This window comes from Actinomadura graeca (assembly GCF_019175365.1).
Taxonomy (GTDB): domain Bacteria; phylum Actinomycetota; class Actinomycetes; order Streptosporangiales; family Streptosporangiaceae; genus Spirillospora; species Spirillospora graeca.
This window is the reverse complement of the sequence record NZ_CP059572.1, coordinates 3,992,676-4,012,164: the sequence shown is the minus strand read 5'-3', so window position 1 is coordinate 4,012,164 and position 19,489 is coordinate 3,992,676. Positions and strand designations below refer to the sequence as shown.

Below are 19,489 nucleotides of genomic sequence, written 5' to 3'. Positions count from 1 at the left end.
TCCATATACGGGTGTGGTACGTGCGCAACTATCATGGTAGTCCCCACCGACACTCTGCAGTCCGACATGCGCCAACCTTGCTATTGGGGTCGCTGTGACTATCCCTGACTGGAACGACACCTCCGTGAAGCGCGGTACGAAGATCCGGATCGCGCTGTGGCTGCTCCGCGAGATCGGCGAAGGGAGCGTGTTCACCAAGGCGCAGCTACGGGCGGCGTTCCCAGGGGTGGAGCAGGCCGACCGCCGGATGCGTGACCTCCGTGACCACGAATGGGTGATCGACACCAACAAGGAGGACTCAGCTCTCGACCCCAGCGAGCTTCGCTTCGTGAAGGCGGGCGAGGAAGTCTGGAAGCCGGGAAAGGCAACCCCGAAGGGAACGGTGACCATCTCCGCGAAGGAGCGGGCAGCGATCATGGCGCGCGACGAGTACATGTGCACTGTCTGTGGCATTACCGGCGGCGAAGCCTATCCTGACGCTCAGCACCAGACGGCGCAGCTCTCGATCTCCCGCCGGGCGGGCGAGGCGGGCAAGCCACGTCTTGTCACCGAATGCAAGCGCTGTCGAGCCGGCGCCTCCGCCGGAAGGATGCCGTCTCCTGATGCATTGCTCGAAGCCATCGGCCGCCTGGCTGGCCCGGATCGCGCGGCGCTGACCTCGTGGATAAGAGCGGGACGGCGTCCCGCCACGGCGGCTGAGAAGGCATGGGCCCAGTACCTGAGGCTCCCTGTCGAAGATCGTGAAGCGGTGGCCCGGCAGCTGTAGAAGGTGGCGGCCTGCAGGCGAGCCCCGTGACCAAGGCACGCCTCCAGCCTGAATCCAGGGCCCGGCATTACCGCGGAAGACCAGTGTCAGCCGATTCAAGTAAGGCTAATTGGCTCGTCGGATTTATCTTGGTCAGTCTCTGAAGCAATTTGGGGCTCGCGTTCGACGCTGGCTGGCCCCGCGGCTACGACAACGGCCTGGACAGCAGCGGGGAGCGGTTCGTGTTCCCACAGGCGCACGACCCGCCAGCCGGCGTTTTTCAGCGCGTCGTCCGCTGCCCGGTCACGCTCGACGTTGCGGCGGAGCTTGGGAGTCCAGTACCACTCGTTGCTCGTCGGCTCGCGGCCGTGCTCAGGGCAGACATGCCAGAAACAACCGTCCACGAATACCGCCACTTTGCGGGCGGTGAAGACTATGTCTGGCCGGACGCGAGTGCCCCCGGGGAGATCGAGCCGGAAGTCCTTGCGATAGCGATAACCGAGAGCATGCAATGCGCGCCGGAGCGCAATTTCCGGCTTGGTATCCGAGCGGCGGTTTGCCTTCATGTTCCGCGAACGGCCCTCGTTGGCCGGGCGGGGGTAGGTGCCGGACGCCCACGCCTTCTCTCTGCGGTCGCTACCATCATCGGCGGACACGATGCTACGGCTCACTCATTTCGCTCTTCGGAGGATGTCGTGGGCAAAGATACTCCTTCGACTCCTTCCCCGCAGAGCACTTAGACATCAGCAGGGGTCCCCGCTGCCCGGGCTTGGAGCCTCTGAGCCGCTTGCACCTGGGGTGCCGGGCAGCAGTGCGGTCCGGCAATTTCCGCCGCGTCTCCCTGGGTGGATCGCGCTACTTGGGGGTGGCGGGTTTTAGGGGGGTGGCTTTGCCTTCGGCTACCAGGCGTTCGTGTTGTTGCCAGCCTTGGAGCCACTTCCAGCCGGAGCCGAGGGCGGCGGTCATGGCGGCGATCATGAAGGTGGTGAGCTGGGTCTCGTCGAGGTGGGCGCCGGGGACGATCTGGGCGACCAGGCCGGCGAACCAGCCGGCGGCGACGACGAAGACCGGGGTGAACAGGGCGACGAAGCGGCCCAGCATGGACGCCTCGGTGGCTGGGGCGGGCGCGGTCTCCACAGGTTCCGGCACCGGGGATCACCTGTCCTTTCGTTCCGCACCAAGATTGACGCCGGACGCGACTGTCCGCACGTGTGCGACCACTTTCGGTCAGGGGCGGTTACGCGGTGCAGGCGGGGCCTGAATAGGGGGCGGACGAGACCGCCCTCCAGTGCTTGCGGGTCGGGGCCCTGAAGTGGATGCGCAGGCAGTCGCCGCCTCGGGCGGCGCGGCGCAGGGATGTGATCATCTTCTGGCCGAGGACGGCTCCGGTGACCTCGCAGACGACCTGGGTCGGCAGGGCGTGGGCGAGGATCTCGCAGGCCAGGTGGCCTGTCGCGGTGATGATGACGTTGGTGGCGCCGCCGTGGTCCAGTCGGTCGGCTTGGCGGCGGGTGGACGCGCGGCCGATCGTGATGGTGCACGACTTCGCGGAGCACTGGGTGGACGGGGGGACCGGTTCGCAGCGGGCGGCCAGGCAGGTGCCCAGGCTGACCGTGAGGACGGCCGTGGTGAGGTGGCGCACCGGTTCAGGTCACCACGTTCGGGTGGGATTGGACGGTTGCCTGCGAGTTCGGGATGAGTCGTCCGAGCGGCATGGCAAGGTCCTCCCTAGGTGACGTCCTGGCGTGAGCGGGCGACGTGGGCGCGGAGCTGGTTCCGCCCGCGGACGCCCAGGCGGGAGTACAGGGAGCGGAGCCTGCGGTACATCGAGCGTTCGGAGCAGTAGAAGTGCTTCGAGATCTCGGCGACGGTGGCCGTGCCGCAGAGGAGGCGGATCAGTTCCTCGTCCTCGTCCTCGCTCGTGGGCGCCGACGTGGGGCCGCGGGTCAGGTACGTGCCCGCCAGGGTCAGCAGGACGTCCTTGTAGCACTGCGTCGGCAGGAGCATGTTCAGGACCCAGGTGGCGCCGTGGTGGATCGCACGGTGCGTCTGGTGCCCGGTCAGGTCGCGGACGACGCCGAGGACGGCGACGCCGGGGTGCTCGTCGGTCAGCTCGTGCAGGCGCCGGGCGTTCACCTCGGTGAAGACGGGCAGCACCACCAGGGGCGGCCGGTCCCGGCGGACGGCGGACGGCACGTCGCCGGTGAACGCGCAGCGGACCCCAAGGCCGTCCAGCCAGGAGGTATAGGGCTCGAACTGGTCGCCAAGGCTGTCACAGATCACCATGACGCCGGCCGTCCGGCTCATCAGGCGGAGTTCTCCCACCGCGCCTCCCTCGGGTCGCTCGTACGGGTAGTACGTAGCGACGGGGGGGTCGGTGGTTCACCGTTCGGGTCGGACGGTCCTCGGATGGTCGGCGAGGACGGTCGCGACAGCGAAGAGGGCGAGGGCGGCGGGCGCGACCCAGGGGGTGGTGGCCCAGGTGCGGCCGAACAGGGCGCCGAGGCCGCTCTCGTGCGCGCCGCCGGTGCCGGGGAGGGTGACGAGCGTCCAGGTCAGCGCGCCGCCGAGCATCCCGAGGACGGACGAGCGCCAGACCGTGAGCGTGACCGCGACGGCGGAGGACAGCAGCGACGGGCCGAGCCACGCGGAGATCAGCTCGCCGGTCCGCAGGGTGTCGCCGGCGAGCCCGGCGGTGGCGGACGCGACGAGCGCGGCCGCGGCGTCGCAGCCGAGGACGAGGGTGAGCCGGGCGAGGAACACGGCGCGGGGGCCGACCGGCAGCGTGCGCAGCAGCTCGCCGCGGGGGTCGCGGCGGGCGCCGCGGACGCAGAGCGCGCCGGCCAGCACGATCAGGGTGACGGCGGCGCCGAACAGGCGGACGGCCGTCGTGCCGGGTGTCGTCAGCGCCAGCAGGACGGCCCCGGCGAGGCCGATGGCCGAGAGCGTCGGCAGGGCCCGGGGGAGGAGCCGCACCTGGGCGGAGGTGAGTTCGGCGGCGGTCCGGAGCGCCTCCACGAGGGAGGGGCGGGTGGACGCCGGGCGCCGGTGCGGAGCCGGGCGCGGGACGGGATGCGGGGCCGGGACGGGCGCCGGGACGGGCGTCTGGGCGTGCCGCCGGACCGGCCTGGCGTGCCGGGCCGGGGCGTGGCGGGCGGGCAGCCGGCCGCCGAGGAGGGCCGTGTAGGACGGGACGTCGGGGTCACCGGTCAGGCGGCGGTCGGCGGCACGGGCCGCGCGCGCGATCTCTTCGTTGGACAAATGCGTCACAGCGACTCCTGCCTTTCCACCAACGATCGCATGAGCCTGGCCCGCACGTGCGACATCCTGCTCTTCACCGTACCGACGGGTATACCGAGCACGGCTGCCACGTCCCGGTATGGCAGCTCGTCCACGAGGGCCAGGACGACGACTTCGCGGAGATGCTCGGGGAGCGCGATGATCGCGTCGGTGAGCGTCTCGCGGGCGGCGGCGGACAGGACGCTGGCCTCCACGTCGGCGCCCGGGTCGGGGACGTGGGACGCCTCCTCCAGCGGGGCGAGCGCGAACTCCCGGCGGCGCAGCCGGTTGTGGGCCTGGCGGCGGGCGACGCCGAGCAGCCAGCCGCGGACGGACGACTCGCCGCGGAACCGGCACGCGGACTGCCACACTGCCAGCCAGACCTCCTGCAGGATCTCCTCTGCCTGCGGGCGGCTGGAGGTGAGGCGCAGGAGCAGGCGGAACATGGCCGTGCTGTGGCGGTCGTAGAGCACCCGCAGCGCGGACTCCCGCCCGCGGCAGACCTCGGCCATGAGGTCCTCATCGCCGATGTCACCGCCCGGCAGGTCGTACGTGTCGACATCTGTCATGGTCGTGCTCCCCGATAGCCGTCCCGGGCCCTCCGGCCGCCGTGGTGCGCGGACAGACCGTATCTGGCAGTCCTGGCAGCCGGAAAAGATCGGGCGTCGCTCGTTACCGCGGTGAGACTAACGGCCATCACGGTCCGTGGACACCCTTGGCCGAGAGCTCGTGCGGAGAACGGCCGCGAAACCCTTTTCAAGGTCATCAAGTAGGATGACGTATTCAGGTCAAGGACGCCTGTTCAGCACATGAGAATCGGGTCCGCGACCGGTCCGCGGAAGCTCCCCAGAGCCGCTCCGAACACGGCCACCGACGCAATGCGACCGAGACGGAAACAGTGACGTTGCGTAGTGCCGCCCTGGCGCATAGTCAGCGCTGAGTGTCATTACTGCCAGCTTCACAGCCACCTCTTGAACACCGCTGGCACGCAACACAGATCATGGCAGTCACCTTGTCCCGGTCGGTTGAGGAGGCGGCTAATTCGTCGCCCGGGAGGCGGAGGTGCACGAGTCGTTTCGGCACCAGGTCAGGGCGGCTGGAACTCCACGCGGATTTCCAGTGAACCGTCAGTACGCCCAGGGAAGGGAAAGAAATGCCGGTCAACGCGACGGAGGGCACGACGACCCCCGGCTCGGACATGGACTTCGACGCCGATTTCGACCTCGACATCGACAGCTCCGTGATCACGGTCACCACCGGCCCGTCCGTGACGAGCCATGCGGTCTGCACTCCGGGCTGCACGAGCCCGGGCGGCGGCAGCTTCTGCAGCTGGTGCTGCTGCTAGTCCGATGACGGCCGGCCCCGCCCTTCGGGCGCGGTCGGGGCCGGCCGTCCGACAACCGTTCCGGTGGAGCCGGAGTCCAGCCGGAGAGAGGGAAGTCCGGGTGTCCCAGTCACCAGCCGAGGCGAGGCCGCCGCTGTTCGAGCCGTGGCCTGCCGGAATGCTGCGCGCGCCGGTGCTGCCCGCCGCGTTCCGCCTCGATCCCCTTCCCGGCGCCCCCGGTTCACCCGGCGTCGAGGACGCGGCGCGGCTGCTCCGCGCGGCGGTGTCGGACGCCCGTTTCATGGCGGCGCTGGAACTGGCCAGCCCCGACCTGGTCCGGGGCGTGCGTTCCGTCCTGGACGAAACCGAGAACGGAACCGCAACCGGTGCGCGCGCCGGCGGCGATGCCGTGCGCGTCGCGCTCGCCGTGCACCGTTACGCGCGGCGCGCCGCGACGAGGCCGACGCCGTTCGGGCTGTTCGCGGGCGTGACGTCGGTCGCGTTCGCGGGGAACACCAAGGTGGTCTGGTCGGATCCGGCCGGCCACCGCGTCGTGGCCCGCGCCGACAACGCCGTGCTCGCGCGGCTGACCCGCGTCCTGGAACTGGACGGGGCGGTGCTGTGGTGGCTGCGCGTGCAGACCCACCAGCTCGTGGAGACGCACGGGGACCGAGTGGTCATGCCCAATCCCACCAATCCGGACATCGACCCGGGCAGCGATGGCAGGGCGGTCACCTCCGTGCGCGCCACGCCCGTCGTCCTCGCCGCCCTCGGGCTGGCACGGCGGCCCGTGGCGGTGCACGAGCTCGCCGCGGCGCTGCTCGCCCGGTTCGCGCGCGCGACGGACGACGCCGTCCTGCGGCTGGTGCGCGGGCTGGTCGCCGAGCAGGTGCTGGTCACCGAGCTGCGGCCGCGGCTCGGCCCTGGCGACCGGCTGGCGGAGACGCACGCGGTCCTCCGCCGCGTCGACCGCGAGGCCGCCGCCGCGCACGCGGGCGGCGGCGATGCCCGGGTGGGGGATCCGGAGGTCCGGGCCCGCTTGGACGCGCTGGACCGGGTCGTCCGCGCCCTCCCGGCCGCCGAACCGGAGGAGGCCGTGCGGCTGCTGCGGGACGTCCGCGGCGCCGCCAACGCCCACACCAACTCCGCGGTCCACGTGGACCTGCGGCTCGGGCACCGGGTGCAGCTTCCCATGGACGTCGCCTCCGAGGGCGCGCGGGCCGCCGAGGTGCTGTGGCGGCTCGCCCCTCCCCTGCTGGGGACGCCCGCGCTGCGCGGGTACCACGCCGAGTTCGTGGAGCGGTACGGGCTCGGCCGGCTCGTGCCGGTCAAGGAGCTGCTGGACGCCGACCGGGGGCTCGGCGCGCCCGCCGGGTACTCCTGGCCGCCCGGCCCGCGCGGCGGCGCGGGCGACGGGGACCCGTCGCAGGACGCGCCGGGCGTGCGGCCGCCCGGCATCGCGCGGCTCCTCACGTCCCTGCTCTGGGACGCGGTCCGCGACGGCCGCCGGGAGGTGGTCCTGGACGACGCGCTCCTGGACGCGCTGTGCGAGGGCGAGCACGACCCGGACTCCGCGCCGCCCGGCTTCGAGCTGTACCTGCACGTCGTCGCGGCCGACGAGGCGGCCGTCGACCGCGGTGACCTCCGTCTCGTGGTGTCACCGAACCCCGGCTCCCACCTGGACGGATCCACGTTCGGTCGGTTCGGCGACGTGCTCCCCGAGGCGGCGCGCGGCACCGTCGCCGCCTGCGTCCGCGACTCCGCCCGCGGGGAGGCGCTCCCGGTCGTCGTCCGCTACGAGCCGAGGCACGCGCGCAGCGGCAACATCGCGCGCGACCCCGGCTGGACGGACACGCGGCTGTCGGTCGGGGTCGCCGCGCTCCCGGACTCGGGCGAGGAGGCGGGCGGCCCTGAGGAGATCGACCTGGACGACATCGCCGTGGGCGCGTCCCTCGGCGGGCTCTACGCGGTGCACGCCCCGAGCGGCAGGATCGTCCGGCCGGTGTTCCACAACATGCTCAACGTGCGGACGCAGGCGCCGAACGCCGTGCGGCTGCTGTGCGAGATCGCGTTCGAGCACCACCAGATGTGGTCGCCGTGGGACTGGTCGGCGATGGGCGCGGCGCCGTACCTGCCGCGCGTCCGTTACGGCCGGACGGTGCTGTGGTCGGCGAGCTGGTCGCTGGAGCCGCTGCGTCCGGACGCGGCGGACCCGGCGCGGTTCGCGGCGGCGCTCGCGGACTGGCGGGACCGCTGGGCAGTCCCCGCCCGGATCCTCGCGACGAGCAACGACCAGCGGATCCGCCTCGACCTGCGGGACGGCTGGGACGTGGAACTGCTCCGCAACGAGCTGAAGCGGGGCATGAGCCTGGTGGCGCAGGAGGTGCCGGGCGGCGAGGACTTCGCCGACGGCTGGTTCTCCCCGGGCGACGCGGCGCGCGGCGGGGGCACCGGAGGAGACGCGGCGCGCGACGGGGAGGCCGGGTACGTCGCGGAGATCGTCCTGCCCGTGCGGCGGCGGGAACCCGACCGGCGCCCGCGTCCCACCTGGGCGCCGCTCCTGACGGACCGTCCGCGCGCCGTGCAACCCGGGGCCGGCTGGCTGTACGCCAAGCTGTACATGGCGCCGGAGCGCAGTGACGTGCTCGTCCGCGACCACCTGCCGGAGCTCGTGGGCAAGGCCGCGGCGCTCGGCGGCGTGGACCGCTGGTTCTTCATCCGCTACACCGACCCCGGATTCCACATCCGGCTGCGCTTGCATGGAGACGCTGCCGTATTGAACGGCCCGGTCCTCTCCCTTCTGCACGACACCGTGTCGGGCTGGGAACGCGCAGGGCTCGCCGGACGGCTGGTCCTGGACGCCTACGACCCCGAGTACGAGCGCTATGGCGGCCCCGAGGCGATGGACGCCGCGGAACGCTTCTTCCAGGCCGACTCGGAGACCGCGATGGGCCTGCTGCGGCTGGCCCGGGAGCACGGGCTCGACCCGGTGGACCTCGCCGCGATCGGCGTCACCGCCCTCGTCCACGCCTGGGGCGGGCCGGTCGCGGCGGACGACCGCGCGGCCGTCGGGACGCGCTGGCTGCACGACCCCGTCGCGGCCTGGATGTCGACCACCGGGCCGCCCCATGACGTCCCGCCGGGATTCCGGCGGGACAGGCACCGCAGGGCCGCGCTCATCGACCCGGCCGGCGGGTGGCCTGGGCTCCGTGAGCTGCCAGGCGGCCCTGCGGTGCTGGACCTCCTCGGCCACCGGGACGCGACGCTCACGGCCTACCGGGACGTCGCCCGGAACCTGGTCGAACCGTGGACGCCGGAGAGCCGTATCGTCGGCAGCCTCCTCCACATGCACTGCAACCGGATCATCGGCGCGGGCGGCCTGGAGCGGGAGGCCGCCGCGATGTCCCTGGCCCGCGCGTGCGCGCTCCATCACGCGGAGCGCCGCCGCCACACCCGGAAGGAAGATCCTTGACCCCCGCTCCCCCCGCGATGTCGCAGCCCGCTGCGACGCCCCCCGCCGCAAAGCCCCCCGCCAGCACGACGCACACCGAACCGGCATCGCGTTCCGACACGGAACCGCGTTCCGGCGGCGGACCGCGCCCTGACGCGGCGCCGCCTTCGGATACGGCGCCGCCCCCTGATACGGCCCCGCGTTCCGGCGACGCGCCGTCCGCCGCCGCGCGGGAGGCCGCCGAGCACGTCCTGACGAAGCTGTGGGACCCGGTGACCGTGGCCGAGATCGCCGGCGACCCCCGCAACAAGATCCCCTATTACGGGCACTCCACCTGGAACCCCGTCTCGCTGGCGCACGGGCATCCCGGCGTGGCGCTCGCCGCCGCGCAGGCCGCCGTCCAGGACGACCGGTGGCTCCCGATGGCGCACGCGCACATCACGGCCGCGCTCGACGCGGTGCGCGCCTACCCGGCGACCGGGCTCTACTGCGGCCCGGCGGCCATCCTCGCCGCGGTCACCGCCGCCCGCCGCGCCGGCGCCCCGTACCGGCGGCTGCACGCCGGGCTCGTCCCCTGGGTCGCCGACGACCTGCTGAAACGCTGTGAAGAGGAGGCCGGGCGGCGCAATCGGGGACCGGGCGTCGGCTGGCACGGCTACGACGTCGTCTCCGGCATCGGCGGGCTGACCCGGCTGCTGATGGCCGTCGCGGACGACCCGTCCGGCGACCCCGAGGTCCTCGACCACGCGCGCCGCGCCGCGGACGCCGGGCTGGAGCAGCTGGCCGCCGTCCTGCGTCCGGTGCGGGTCGGCGGCCACGAGGTGCCGGGCTGGTGGGTGCCCTCCCACCTCCAGCCGACCGCCGACGACGAGCGCACGTACCCGCTCGGCGACTTCAACGCCGGGTTCGCGCACGGCCCCGCCGGGCCGATGGCCGTGCTCGCGGCCGCCGCCTTGCGCGGGACGGCCCCGGCGGGCGCCGAGGAGGGCGTGTCCTACGCGGCGGAGTGGCTGGCCGGGCGCGCGCTGCGGGACGAGGCCGGACCGTACTGGCCGTGCCGCGTCTCCTGGCGTGAGCAGCTGGAAGGCGCCCCGCGCGGCGAGGTGATCGCGCGGAGCGCGTGGTGCTACGGGGCGCCGGGTCTCGGCCTCGCCCTGGACGCGGCGGGACGCGCGTTCGGCCGTCCCGAGTGGTCGCGCCTCGCGCTGGACGGGCTGCGCGCCGTCTTCGCCCGCCCCCGCGACGCCTGGAAGCTCGACGGCGTGACCGTCTGCCACGGGACGTCCGGCCTGCTCGCCGCCGCGCACCGGCTCGCCGGACCCGGGTCCCGCGAGCTCGGGGCGTTCGCGGCGGGCCTCGCACGCGAGATCGCCGGCGCCTGCGATCCGGCGCTCCCGTTCGGCTACCGCCACGCCGTCCGGGCCGCGGAGAGCGGCACGGCGGACGACCGGCGGCTCCTGCTGGACGTGGCCGGGGTGCTGGACGGCGCCGCCGGTGTCGCCGCCGTCCTCCTGGACACCGGCGGGCCCGCCACCGGCACCGCGGGCGGAACGGATCCGAACACGGGCGGCCCCGGCGGGTACGCGGGGCGCGGCGGTCACACGGGCCCCGGCCTGTTCGCCGAGCTGGCCTTCGGCGCGTGAACGGCAAGCGCCCGGCCCGCGTGCTCGTCGGGGCCACGGGCTCGATCGCGATCCTGCAGCTGCCCGCGTTCCTCGGGGCGCTGCGCGCGGTGCGGGTGGACGTCAAGGCCGTCCTCACCCCGGCGGCCGACCGGTTCCTGCCCGCCACGACCCTCGCGCATCTCGTCGAGACCGCCACGGACGCCGACCCCGGCGAGGGGCACGTGCGGCTGTCCCGCTGGGCGGACCTGCTGGTCGTCCTGCCCTGCACGGCGCACACCCTCTCCTCGCTGGCCCACGGCGCCGCGCCCAACCTGCTGACGACCACCGCCCTCGCGCACCGCCGCCCGCTGCTGATCGTCCCGGCGATGAACGCCGACATGTGGGCCTCGCCCGCGGTGCGGCGCAACGCCGCGACGCTGCGCGAGGACGGGCACCGGCTGGTCGAGCCCGTGGCGGCGCGGGTCTACGAGGCGGCCAGCCGCGGCATCGTCGCGGGGATCGCGCCGCCGACCGTCGAGGAGCTCGTCGCGACGGTCAGGGACGAGCTGCGGGAGCGCGTCGCCGGGCCGGCGCTGCGGGAGGCGGGCGCGTGAACCGCCCGGACGCGGTGCGGGCCGAGGGCCTCCGCTTCCGCTACGGCGGGGTGGCGGCCCTCGACGGCCTGGACCTCGCCGCCCGGACCGCGGAGATCACCGCCGTGCTCGGGCCGAACGGCGCGGGCAAGACGACCTTCCTGCGGCAGGTGTGCGGCCTGGCACCCGTCCAGGACGGCACGCTGACGGTCCTCGGCCGGAGCATCGGCGGCGAGGACCCCACGCTCCGCCGCGACCTCGGGGTCGTCTTCCAGGAGCCGACGCTGGACGCGGAGCTGACCGTGATGGAGAACCTCGTCCTGCACGGGCGGCTGTTCGGGATGTCGAGGTCGGCGGCCCGGTCCGGCGCGCGGGAGCTGCTCGGCGGCTTCGGGCTGGACGGGCGGTCCGCCGACCGGGTCCGGCGGCTGTCGGGCGGCCTCGCCCGGCGCGTGGAGCTGGTGCGCGCGCTGCTGCACCGGCCGCGCCTGCTCGTCCTGGACGAGCCGACGGCCGGCCTCGACCCGGAGGCGCGCGCCGTGTTCTGGAGCGACGTCCGCGCGCAGGTGGCCACCGCAGGGACGACCGTGCTGTTCTCCACCCACTACATGGACGAGGCCGAGGTGTCGGACCGGGTGCACGTCGTCGCGGGCGGCCGCGCGGTCGCGTCGGGCAGCCCCCTCGAACTGCGGATGTCGGCGGGTTCGGGGTCGGTGCACCTCGCGGTCGACGCGCCGGGGCCGCTGCTGGCGGTCCTCGGCGCGGCGGGGATCCTGGCGCTGGAGGCACCGGGCGGCGTGCTCGTCCCGCACCGCGACCCGGCGGCGTCGGTGCACGGCCTCTGCGTCCTCGCCGCGCGGCACGGCCTGCGCATCGACCGGGTGGAGCTGCGGCAGTCGTCCCTGGAAGAGGTCTTCCTGTCCTGCGTGGCGGCGTCATGACCCCGCATCAGGGCGGCGTGGTCGGACGGCATCGGGACCGCGTCATGACAGGGCACTACCTCGTCTGCGTGTACCTGCTGTGCAAGCGCGACATGTTGCGGCACGTCCGGAACCAGGGGCTGCTGCTGTCCAGCGCGGGCCAGGTCGCGGTGATGATGCTGGTGTTCGGCGTGGCGTTCCGGGGCATGGTGGACGAGGTCGACGGCATCCCCATCCGCGTCTACGTGTTCCCCGGCATCGCCTGCATGAACGTCACGCTGACCGCGCTGACCAGCAGCGTCAGCCTGGCCTGGGACCGCACGTACGGGTTCGCGCGGGAACTGCTGGTCGCGCCGGTCCCGCGCTGGGTGCTGCCCGTCGCCAAGACGTGCAGCTCCGCGGTGCTCGCCCTCACCCACATGGCCGTCCTGCTGCCGGTCGCGATGCTGCTCGGCGTGCGCGTCACCACCGCGAGCGCCGCCGGGACCGCCGCAGCGGCCGTCCTGCTGAGCGTCTCGTTCGGCGCGCTCGGCGTGCTGCTGTCGGTGGCGGCCGGGCGCCCGGAGGCCGTGGCGGCGCTCATGGGCGTCGCGATGACGCCGCTGTTCATGCTCTCCGGCGCCGTGTTCCGCGCCGACACCCTGCCCGGCTGGATGCGGGCGCTCGTCGGCGTCAACCCGATGACGTACGCCGTCGACCTGCTGCGGGCCGGGCTGCTCGGCGCCGGCGCGCCCGGCGCCGCGCCCTGGCCCGTGGCCGCCGCGGTCCTCGCGGCGATCGGCGCGGCCTCGCTCGCGGGCGCCGCCCGCCTGTCCCGCGGCTCGTCCGATGAAGAGCACCGCGATCGAGGTGAACCTCGCGGGCACCGGACGCTACGTACGGGCCATGGTGCCTCTGTCACTGCTGCGCGCCGACGCCCGCCGGGTGGGGCTCGCCGGGTTCGCCGCGCCGCTGGCCACCGCGCTGCTGGTGATCGCCGCCGGGGCCGCCGCCCGCGCGGCCGGCCAGGCCGGCGCGGGCACCGTCGGGCTGTCGACCGTCCGGATCGCCGCGATGATCTTCCCGATCGCGATCGGGTTCGGCGCCGCCACCGTCGTGACGAGGGAACGGGTCATGGAGTTGCAGCTGTCGCTCCCGTCCCCGTACTGGCACACCGTCCTGCGCCGGGTGGGGATCCTGCTGGCCGCGTCGGTCGTCCTCGCCTGGGTGCTGATCGGCGGGCTCTGCCTGTTCGGCGCCTGGAACCATCCCGCGCCGCTGCTGCTCGCCCCGCTGATCCCGGTCGGCCCCGGCGTGACGCTGGCCGGGGTCGGCGCCGTCGGCGGGCTGGTCCTGCGCTCCGGCGGCGCCGCCGCCGTCTTAGTACTGCTCGTCTGGCTCGCGCAGTCCCCGGCGGCGCGGCTCGGCGCCGACTGGCTGACCGGCCGCCTCGCGCTCGTCGCCGCCGGGACGGCCCTCACCGTCGCGGGCGTCCTGCTCGCCTGCCGGGACACCGAGCGCCTCCTCGGACGGAGCCGGCAATGACCGTCCCGGCGCCGGGCAGGCACGCGGTGACCAAGGCGCGCGGTCGCCTCCCGCTGGCCGGGCTCGTCCGCTACGAGGGGCTGATGCTCCTCCGGCGGCCGTCGTCGCTGGTGGTCGTGGCGCTCATCGCGCTCGTCCTGCTCATCGGCTTCACCGACACCCCCCGCCACGGCGCCGCGGCCGTCGCGGGATGGGCGAACCTGCTGATGTACGTCGTCCCCATCGGCGTGGGGGTGCTGCTGTCCGACCGGCTCGTCCGGGAACGTGACGAGGGGCTCGGGGACCTGCTCAACTCCACCCCCGTCCCGCCGTGGCGGCGCGCCGTCGTCGTCGTCGCCGGGTCGTTCGCCGGGCCGTACACGCTCGTCGCGGGGACGCTGCTGGCGATCGGCGCGGTCCACAGCGTCCTGGACGGCGGGCCGGAGGCGTTCGGCGCGGCGCTGCTGCTGGCGGTCGCGATGATCCTGCCCGGGCTGCTGGTCGCCACGGCCGTCGCGTCGCTGCTGGCGCTGCTGATGCCGCTGCCCGCGGCGCGGGTGCTGCTCGTGGCGTTCTGGCTGTGGGCGTGCATGCTCAACCCGAACGTGATCCCGATCCCGTCGACGACCGGGACCCTGCTGTCGCCGCTCGGCGAGTACGTCGCGATCTCCGTCGGCGGCGAGCGCTCGTACCAGGGCCTCGGGCTCGCGCCCCTGTCCCCGGACGTCACGGCGGGGACCGCCGCGCTGTCGGCGGCCGCCCTCGTCCTGGCCGCGCTGGCGCTGATGGCGGCCGCCCTCGTCATGGTCAACCGGAACCGCCTCGCGGCGGGTTACCGTTGGGAGTAGCGGTGCGGATCGTCACCGAGAACCTGAGCAAGACCTACGGCGGCGGGGTCGTCGCGCTCGACCGCGTGTCGCTGGACCTCGGCCCCGGCATGGTGGGCCTGCTGGGTTCCAACGGGGCCGGCAAGACGACCCTCATGCGCATCCTCGTCGGGGTCGTCCGCCCCAGCGGCGGGCGCGCCTCGCTGGGCGGGCGCGACATCACCGACCGGCGGCGGCGCCGCGACCTCCAGCGCGTCCTCGGGTACCTGCCGCAGGACCTCGCGCTCTACCCGGAGCTGACCGCGCAGGAGTTCGTCGAGTACATCGGGCTGCTCAAGGGCCTGCCGTCCCGGCGGCGGCGCGAGGAGGCGCGGCGGCTGCTGGACCTGGTCGGCCTCGCCCCGTTCGCGGACCGCCGCGTCCGCGCGCTCTCCGGGGGCATGTGCCGCCGGGTCGGCATCGCGCAGGCGCTGCTCGGCGACCCGGAGCTGCTCATCGTGGACGAGCCGACCGCCGGGCTCGACCCCGAGGAGCGCATCCGCTTCCGGTCGCTGCTGGCGGAGCTGGGCGGGGACCGCACCGTGCTGCTGTCCACGCACATCCTGGAGGACGTCGCGCAGACCTGCCCGCAGCTCGTCGTCCTGGACCACGGGCGCGTGCTCTTCCAGGGGCTGACCGCCGACCTCCTGGAGACCGTCCGCGGCCGCGTCTTCCTCGTGCCCGCGGACGGCCTCGAACCGCCGGGCAGCCTCGTCCTCGGCACGGTCGCCGCGGCGTACGGGCAGGCCAAACGGGTCGTGACCAGCGCGCCGGGCGAATCCGCCGAACCCGTCCCGGTGTCCCTCGAAGACGCCTACGCCTACCTGCTGCACTCCTCGCGGACGGGACAGCGCGCCGGAAGCGGTATCCGGTGACCGCCGTTCCGCGCCGGCGGTTCGGCCGCCTCGACGACGACGTGCGCGAGGCCCTGTCCACCGGGCCGCCCGGCGGGGACGCGTCCGCGCCCGCGGCGGAGGCGGACGTCCGTGACCTCGGCGAACGCGCGCTGCTGTGGTGCACGCAGCGGCTCCCGTTCTTCGACCCGCGGCGCCGCCGCCCGCCCGCCGCCCCCGACGCCTTCCCCGAGGGCCCGCTGCTGGAGCTGGTCATCCTCGGGCGGCTGGCGGCCGAGCGCGGCGGGTTCGGGCCCGTGACGAGGCTGGAGACCGACCGGGCCCTGGACCTCGCCGCCGAGGTGTTCGCCGGGCCCGCCTGCCAGGAGCGCTTCGCCCGCGTCCACGCCCTGTTCCCGCACTACGCCGCCCTCGCGATCCTGCTGGAGCGGACGGGCCGCACCCCCGTCCCGCACCTGAACTCCTACCTGCGCGACCGGGTCGCCGCGGCCGGCGGCTCCACCCACGCGCTGGCGCGCACCGCGGCGGGGCTGCTGGAACTGCGCTACTACCTCGACCTCGGACGCGTCGAGCACCTCCTGCCGCCGGTGGGCGACCTGATCGGCCGGTCGCTGCTCGCGGAGCGGCTCAGCCTCTGCCACCTGTCCGACCTGGACGCCTACGCGATCACCCACGTGATCTTCGCCGTGACCGACATGGGCGCGCGGCCCTACCCGCGCGGCGAGACGGTGGGGAACGCGCGGGCGCTCGTCCGGCTCCTGCTCGCCGAGTACGTGGCGTGGCGGAACTGGGACCTGACCGCCGAGCTGCTGCTGTGCTGGCGCGCGCTCGGCCTCCCCCCGGACGGCCTCACCGACGTGGCCTGGCGCTGCCTCCAGGGCGCCCAGCACCCGGACGGCCTCGTCCCCGGCCCCCACCACGACCCCCGCGACGGCGGGGCACCCGGGCAGGTCTTCGCCACCTGCTACCACACCACCCTCGTGACGGCCATGGCCGCGATCGTGTGGGAGGCGCCCGATGCGTCCTGAGACGTTCGAACGCTCCGCCGCCTGGCTGTCGGGCCTGTTCGAGGACGACGCCACACGCGACCCGTGGGCCGCGATGTACGGGCTGGCCGGGCTGGGGCTCTGCTCGGCGGCGGGGCCCGTCCTGAAGAACGCCGCCGCGCACTGCGCCGACCTCCTCGCGCACGTGGACCTCACGCCGTACGACCCGACGCTCGTCCGGCTCACCCACATCACCCTGACGACGCTCGGCTTCCCGTCCCCCGGGCCCCCGGCCGCGGCGCCGCCGCCCCCGGAGTGGCCGTCCGACGCCGACCCCTACGACCTGCTCACCAAGGGACCGGACGAGCTCCGCGACTGCTGCGACGCGATCAGCGCCGTCACCGGCTTCGGATCGGATCCCCTCCAGGTCCCGGCGGCCTTCCGTGAACCGGCCGCCGCGCTGGTGCTGCCCGCCCTGGCCATCCGGGCGCTGCGCTGCGCCGACCTGGAGCTGGGCGCGCTCCTGCTGCGGACCACCGGCTACCTCGACCACCCCATCCCCGCCGAACCGGTGGGGTTCCTCGCCGCCCGCCAATGGCCCGACGGCCGTTTCGGCGACTTCCACGCGATCGCCGGACGGACGGGAGTCCCGGAGCTCCGGCTCTACCTGCCCGTCACGGTCGGGTGCCTGTGGACGCTGGCGGAGGCATGCACACCCGGTTACCGCCTCATGGAGGGTTGACGATGGATCCCGCGCAGCGCGTACTGTCTCTGGCGCTCGGATATCGGGGGACGGCGCTTGTCGGCACCGCCGTCCGGCTGGGCGTCCCCGATCTGATCACGCCCCCGGGCGCGACACCTGACGGGCTGGCCCGGCGCACCGGCACCGACCCGGTCCGGATGAGACAGTTCCTGAACGCGTTGGCGGCCATCGGGATCGTCCATACCGTGCCGGGCGGCCTCTACTCCCTGACGGAGGAGGGGCGGCTGCTGACCACGGCGGCGGACAACCCGCTACGGCACATCGCCCGCGTCGCCGCCGAGATGTCCGCGCCCGCCGCGACCGCCCTCGCCGAGGGGATGAGCGGCGCGAGCCCGTTCGAGAAGCATTTCGGCACCCATGTGTTCAACCGCCTCAACGAGCGGCCGGACCTGGCGTCCGCCTACAGCCATGCCGTCCCCGAGCCGAACCTGTTCGACGCGGTCGCCACCGCCTACGACTTCTCCGGCAAGCGCGTCGTCGACCTCGGCGGCGGCCTCGGTGATCTGCTGGACCGGATCCTCACCAAGCACACCACCGCGCGCGGCACCCTGGTGGAACTTGAGGCGACGCTCCAGGCCACGTCGTGCCCGCAGGGCATCGACCGGGTCGGCGCCGACATCCGCACCTGGGTCCCGCCGGGCGGTGACGTCTACATCCTGTGCCGCGTCCTCGCGAACTGGGACGACGAGACGGCCACGACGATCCTCCGCAACTGCCAGGCGGCGCTGAAGGAGAACGGGCATCTGCTCATCGTGGAGATGGTCCCGCTCCCGGGTGAGACCGAGCACGCGCTCGGCGATCTGGACCTGCTCCTGCACTTCGGCGGGCGGCTCCGTCCGCTGGCGGAATGGAACGACCTTTTCGCCGCGTCCGGCCTTCCGGTCCCGGAGGCGACGAAGCTCCCCGCCGGATGGACGATCCTCCAGAGCTGACGCAGAACACAGGCGTGCCGGGACGGGGCTCCGGCACGCCTCTGGGTGAGCGCCGCCGACGGGACGGGAACGCTCACGGCAGCCTCCGGCTACGTGATCGGACACTCCCAGGCGCACGCCCAGGTCTTCGGGCCGACGATCCCGTCCACCTTCAGCTTCTTCTCCCTCTGGAATTCGTAGCAGACGGCCTCGGACTGCGGGCCGTACCAGTTGTCGGCGTCGATCCTCCAGCCGCGCTTGCGCATCTGGGCCTGCCAGGTGCGGACGTCGTTGTTCTTGCCCTCCATGGGCGGCGGCTGCTTGAAGTAGCGACCGGGCCAGGGCGGCGCCTTGGTCTTCGCTGATTCCCTGACTTCTGGGTCCGCCATGACGATTCCCTCCTTGGGATCGGGTTCTTACCAGACACAATCCACAACACCGCGTTAATGACACAACGGCCAGCAGGGAAGATTCGGGCAAAGAGCCGGACGCCGCCCTTTACCAAGCGTTCGTGATGAAATTTCAAGGGAATGCGCGGGCCTCTGTCAGGCCCGGCGCCCCGCGTCGGGCGTCCCTTCCGGCGGCGGGCGCCGGTCCGCCGCCTCGGGGGGTCCGCGCACCCCCTCCAGGACGGCCTGCCCCTGCCGGTCGACGAACTTCGTGAACAGCTCCTGCGAGTATCCGAGGACGACCGCCCAGGCGATGACCTGGGCCGGCGATTCGAGCGCGTTGAGGCCAGGGATGAACGCGCCCCGCATCAGCAGCAGCCCGAGCACCGCCGTGAGCGCGCCGGTGGGCAGCTTCAGCACGGCCAGGGCGACCGGGATGCCGAAGGGCGTGGACGTCCCCCTGACCTTGCGCAACGCCGACGCCGCGGCGATGCTCGCCGCCGTCATACCCACGATCTCGATGGTGATGTAGTCGCCGCGCCGGGCGACGTCGGCGATCTCGGCGCCGACCTCGTCCGCGGGCATCGCCGGCGCGGACCGGCCGGGGCACACGATGCCGACCCCGTCCCCGGCCGAGGTTCCGCCCGCCGGTGTGAAGCACAAGGGGACGGCCGACTTCCAGATCGCCGCCAGGGTGCCGATCGAGACCGCGAGGCAGAACAGCGAGGCGGCCATCCACCGGACGATGCGGGCGAAGCTCTCGGCGCGCAGCTTCTCCAGCAGGGCGGCCTCGCGGGCGGCGTCCACCGCCTTGATGAGCACCATCAGCTGCGGGGCCGTCAGGCCGGGCGCCCCCTCCTCCGCCACCGCGGCCGCCAGGTCCGCACCGATCGCCTCGGCCGCGATCCTGCGCGGGTCGGCGGGGGCCAGGTGCTCCTTGACCAGCATGAACAGGCTCGGCAGGTACGGTTCGAGCTCCTCCGGGGTGAGGGTCTTCATCCACAGGGAGCGGGCGGAGTTCAGGTGGAGCTGCGCGGTCGTGACGTGCGACGCCGTCGGGCCCCGCCGGTGCTTGTCGAAGTCGATGACGTTCTCGGCGCGCCGGAGCTCGTCCCGTGCCCCCTCCAGCAGGCGCACGTCGTCGCCGGAGCGGCCCGGCCGGGCGGACGCGGCGTCCAGGCGGCAGGTCAGCTCGCGCGCGCTGGAGCGGATCTCCTCGCAGAGCACCCACGAGTTCCGCTCCCGCATCCATTCGTCGAGCCTGGACACGACCGGAAAGTCATAAGCCCATCGTCTCATGC

At 73.7% G+C, this 19,489-nt stretch carries 20 protein-coding genes and 1 pseudogene; 13 read left to right on the top strand and 8 right to left on the bottom strand.

Annotation, left to right across the window (positions count from 1 at the left end; all coding sequences use genetic code 11):
• The first annotated feature begins 94 nt into the window (after positions 1-94).
• Positions 95-766 (top strand): hypothetical protein, encoded by a 672-nt coding sequence (locus AGRA3207_RS17565; protein ID WP_231335747.1) that lies wholly within the window; start codon positions 95-97, stop codon positions 764-766.
• Positions 767-861: 95 nt separating this feature from the next.
• Here AGRA3207_RS17565 and AGRA3207_RS17560 read toward each other — a convergent pair whose 3' ends face one another.
• The 6 genes from AGRA3207_RS17560 to AGRA3207_RS17535 form a co-directional block, all read right to left on the bottom strand.
• Positions 862-1,416 carry a very short patch repair endonuclease gene (locus AGRA3207_RS17560; RefSeq protein WP_231335746.1) on the bottom strand — a complete coding sequence of 185 codons (555 nt, stop codon included), beginning with the start codon at positions 1,414-1,416 and terminating at the stop codon, positions 862-864.
• Between the two features lie 184 nt (positions 1,417-1,600).
• Positions 1,601-1,894, bottom strand: a complete 294-nt coding sequence (locus tag AGRA3207_RS17555; protein ID WP_231335745.1) for a hypothetical protein — start codon at positions 1,892-1,894, stop codon at positions 1,601-1,603.
• 88 nt (positions 1,895-1,982) lie between these two features.
• The gene (locus tag AGRA3207_RS17550) at positions 1,983-2,387 is read right to left on the bottom strand and encodes a hypothetical protein (RefSeq protein ID WP_231335744.1); all 405 of its coding nucleotides are present in this window, start codon (positions 2,385-2,387) and stop codon (positions 1,983-1,985) included.
• A gap of 86 nt (positions 2,388-2,473) precedes the next feature.
• On the bottom strand, positions 2,474-3,070 hold the full coding sequence (locus tag AGRA3207_RS17545) for a helix-turn-helix transcriptional regulator (RefSeq protein WP_067466395.1): 597 nt from the start codon (positions 3,068-3,070) through the stop codon (positions 2,474-2,476).
• A 57-nt stretch (positions 3,071-3,127) separates the two neighbouring features.
• Entirely contained in the window at positions 3,128-4,015 is an 888-nt protein-coding gene (locus AGRA3207_RS17540) for a hypothetical protein (RefSeq protein ID WP_231335743.1), read from the bottom strand.
• A complete protein-coding gene (locus tag AGRA3207_RS17535) occupies positions 4,012-4,593 on the bottom strand; it encodes an RNA polymerase sigma factor (RefSeq protein ID WP_231335742.1) in 582 nt (193 codons plus the stop codon). Before AGRA3207_RS17535 ends, AGRA3207_RS17540 begins: the two co-directional genes overlap by 4 nt.
• 584 nt (positions 4,594-5,177) lie before the next feature.
• Between AGRA3207_RS17535 and AGRA3207_RS17530 the strand changes: the two genes are divergently transcribed.
• The 12 genes and pseudogenes from AGRA3207_RS17530 to AGRA3207_RS17475 all read left to right on the top strand — a co-directional run bounded on the left by AGRA3207_RS17530 (position 5,178) and on the right by AGRA3207_RS17475 (position 17,820).
• Positions 5,178-5,369 (top strand): hypothetical protein, encoded by a 192-nt coding sequence (locus AGRA3207_RS17530; protein ID WP_231335741.1) that lies wholly within the window; start codon positions 5,178-5,180, stop codon positions 5,367-5,369.
• Positions 5,370-5,469: 100 nt separating this feature from the next.
• Positions 5,470-8,820, top strand: coding sequence for a lantibiotic dehydratase (locus tag AGRA3207_RS17525; RefSeq protein ID WP_231335740.1), 3,351 nt, complete (start codon positions 5,470-5,472; stop codon positions 8,818-8,820).
• Positions 8,821-9,077: 257 nt separating this feature from the next.
• Positions 9,078-10,442 (top strand): lanthionine synthetase C family protein, encoded by a 1,365-nt coding sequence (locus AGRA3207_RS17520; protein WP_231335739.1) that lies wholly within the window; start codon positions 9,078-9,080, stop codon positions 10,440-10,442.
• The gene (locus AGRA3207_RS17515) at positions 10,439-11,017 is read left to right on the top strand and encodes a flavoprotein (RefSeq protein ID WP_231335738.1); all 579 of its coding nucleotides are present in this window, start codon (positions 10,439-10,441) and stop codon (positions 11,015-11,017) included. Before AGRA3207_RS17520 ends, AGRA3207_RS17515 begins: the two co-directional genes overlap by 4 nt.
• On the top strand, positions 11,014-11,937 hold the full coding sequence (locus AGRA3207_RS17510; RefSeq protein WP_231335737.1) for an ABC transporter ATP-binding protein: 924 nt from the start codon (positions 11,014-11,016) through the stop codon (positions 11,935-11,937). Before AGRA3207_RS17515 ends, AGRA3207_RS17510 begins: the two co-directional genes overlap by 4 nt.
• A pseudogene (locus tag AGRA3207_RS40245) lies at positions 11,934-12,662 on the top strand (ABC transporter permease); the annotation flags it as partial. The gene AGRA3207_RS17510 and the pseudogene AGRA3207_RS40245, both read left to right, overlap by 4 nt.
• An 82-nt stretch (positions 12,663-12,744) precedes the next feature.
• Positions 12,745-13,440, top strand: coding sequence for a hypothetical protein (locus tag AGRA3207_RS17500; protein ID WP_231335735.1), 696 nt, complete (start codon positions 12,745-12,747; stop codon positions 13,438-13,440).
• On the top strand, positions 13,437-14,267 hold the full coding sequence (locus AGRA3207_RS17495) for a hypothetical protein (protein WP_231335734.1): 831 nt from the start codon (positions 13,437-13,439) through the stop codon (positions 14,265-14,267). The genes AGRA3207_RS17500 and AGRA3207_RS17495 overlap by 4 nt, the downstream gene beginning before the upstream one ends.
• 2 nt (positions 14,268-14,269) lie before the next feature.
• On the top strand, positions 14,270-15,160 hold the full coding sequence (locus tag AGRA3207_RS17490; RefSeq protein ID WP_231335733.1) for an ATP-binding cassette domain-containing protein: 891 nt from the start codon (positions 14,270-14,272) through the stop codon (positions 15,158-15,160).
• Positions 15,157-16,167 carry a DUF6895 family protein gene (locus AGRA3207_RS17485; protein ID WP_231335732.1) on the top strand — a complete coding sequence of 337 codons (1,011 nt, stop codon included), beginning with the start codon at positions 15,157-15,159 and terminating at the stop codon, positions 16,165-16,167. The genes AGRA3207_RS17490 and AGRA3207_RS17485 overlap by 4 nt, the downstream gene beginning before the upstream one ends.
• Entirely contained in the window at positions 16,157-16,867 is a 711-nt protein-coding gene (locus AGRA3207_RS17480) for a hypothetical protein (RefSeq protein WP_231335730.1), read from the top strand. Before AGRA3207_RS17485 ends, AGRA3207_RS17480 begins: the two co-directional genes overlap by 11 nt.
• A 2-nt stretch (positions 16,868-16,869) precedes the next feature.
• A complete protein-coding gene (locus AGRA3207_RS17475; RefSeq protein ID WP_231335728.1) occupies positions 16,870-17,820 on the top strand; it encodes an acetylserotonin O-methyltransferase in 951 nt (316 codons plus the stop codon).
• A gap of 89 nt (positions 17,821-17,909) precedes the next feature.
• Here the strand turns inward: AGRA3207_RS17475 and AGRA3207_RS17470 are convergent, their stop codons facing one another.
• Positions 17,910-18,188 carry a peptidoglycan-binding domain-containing protein gene (locus tag AGRA3207_RS17470; protein WP_231335727.1) on the bottom strand — a complete coding sequence of 93 codons (279 nt, stop codon included), beginning with the start codon at positions 18,186-18,188 and terminating at the stop codon, positions 17,910-17,912.
• A gap of 156 nt (positions 18,189-18,344) precedes the next feature.
• On the bottom strand, positions 18,345-19,457 hold the full coding sequence (locus tag AGRA3207_RS17465) for a hypothetical protein (protein ID WP_231335726.1): 1,113 nt from the start codon (positions 19,455-19,457) through the stop codon (positions 18,345-18,347).
• Positions 19,458-19,489: the final 32 nt, after the last annotated feature.

Excerpts from the sequence above, each read along its gene's own strand:
- AGRA3207_RS17535 (WP_231335742.1), bottom strand. The coding sequence starts at position 4,593 with ATGACAGATGTCGACACGTACGACCTGCCGGGCGGTGACATCGGCGAT.
- AGRA3207_RS17530 (WP_231335741.1), top strand. The coding sequence starts at position 5,178 with ATGCCGGTCAACGCGACGGAGGGCACGACGACCCCCGGCTCGGACATG.
- AGRA3207_RS17500 (WP_231335735.1), top strand. The coding sequence starts at position 12,745 with ATGAAGAGCACCGCGATCGAGGTGAACCTCGCGGGCACCGGACGCTAC.
- AGRA3207_RS17495 (WP_231335734.1), top strand. The coding sequence starts at position 13,437 with ATGACCGTCCCGGCGCCGGGCAGGCACGCGGTGACCAAGGCGCGCGGT.
- AGRA3207_RS17480 (WP_231335730.1), top strand. The coding sequence starts at position 16,157 with ATGCGTCCTGAGACGTTCGAACGCTCCGCCGCCTGGCTGTCGGGCCTG.
- AGRA3207_RS17475 (WP_231335728.1), top strand. The coding sequence starts at position 16,870 with ATGGATCCCGCGCAGCGCGTACTGTCTCTGGCGCTCGGATATCGGGGG.
- AGRA3207_RS17470 (WP_231335727.1), bottom strand. The coding sequence starts at position 18,188 with ATGGCGGACCCAGAAGTCAGGGAATCAGCGAAGACCAAGGCGCCGCCC.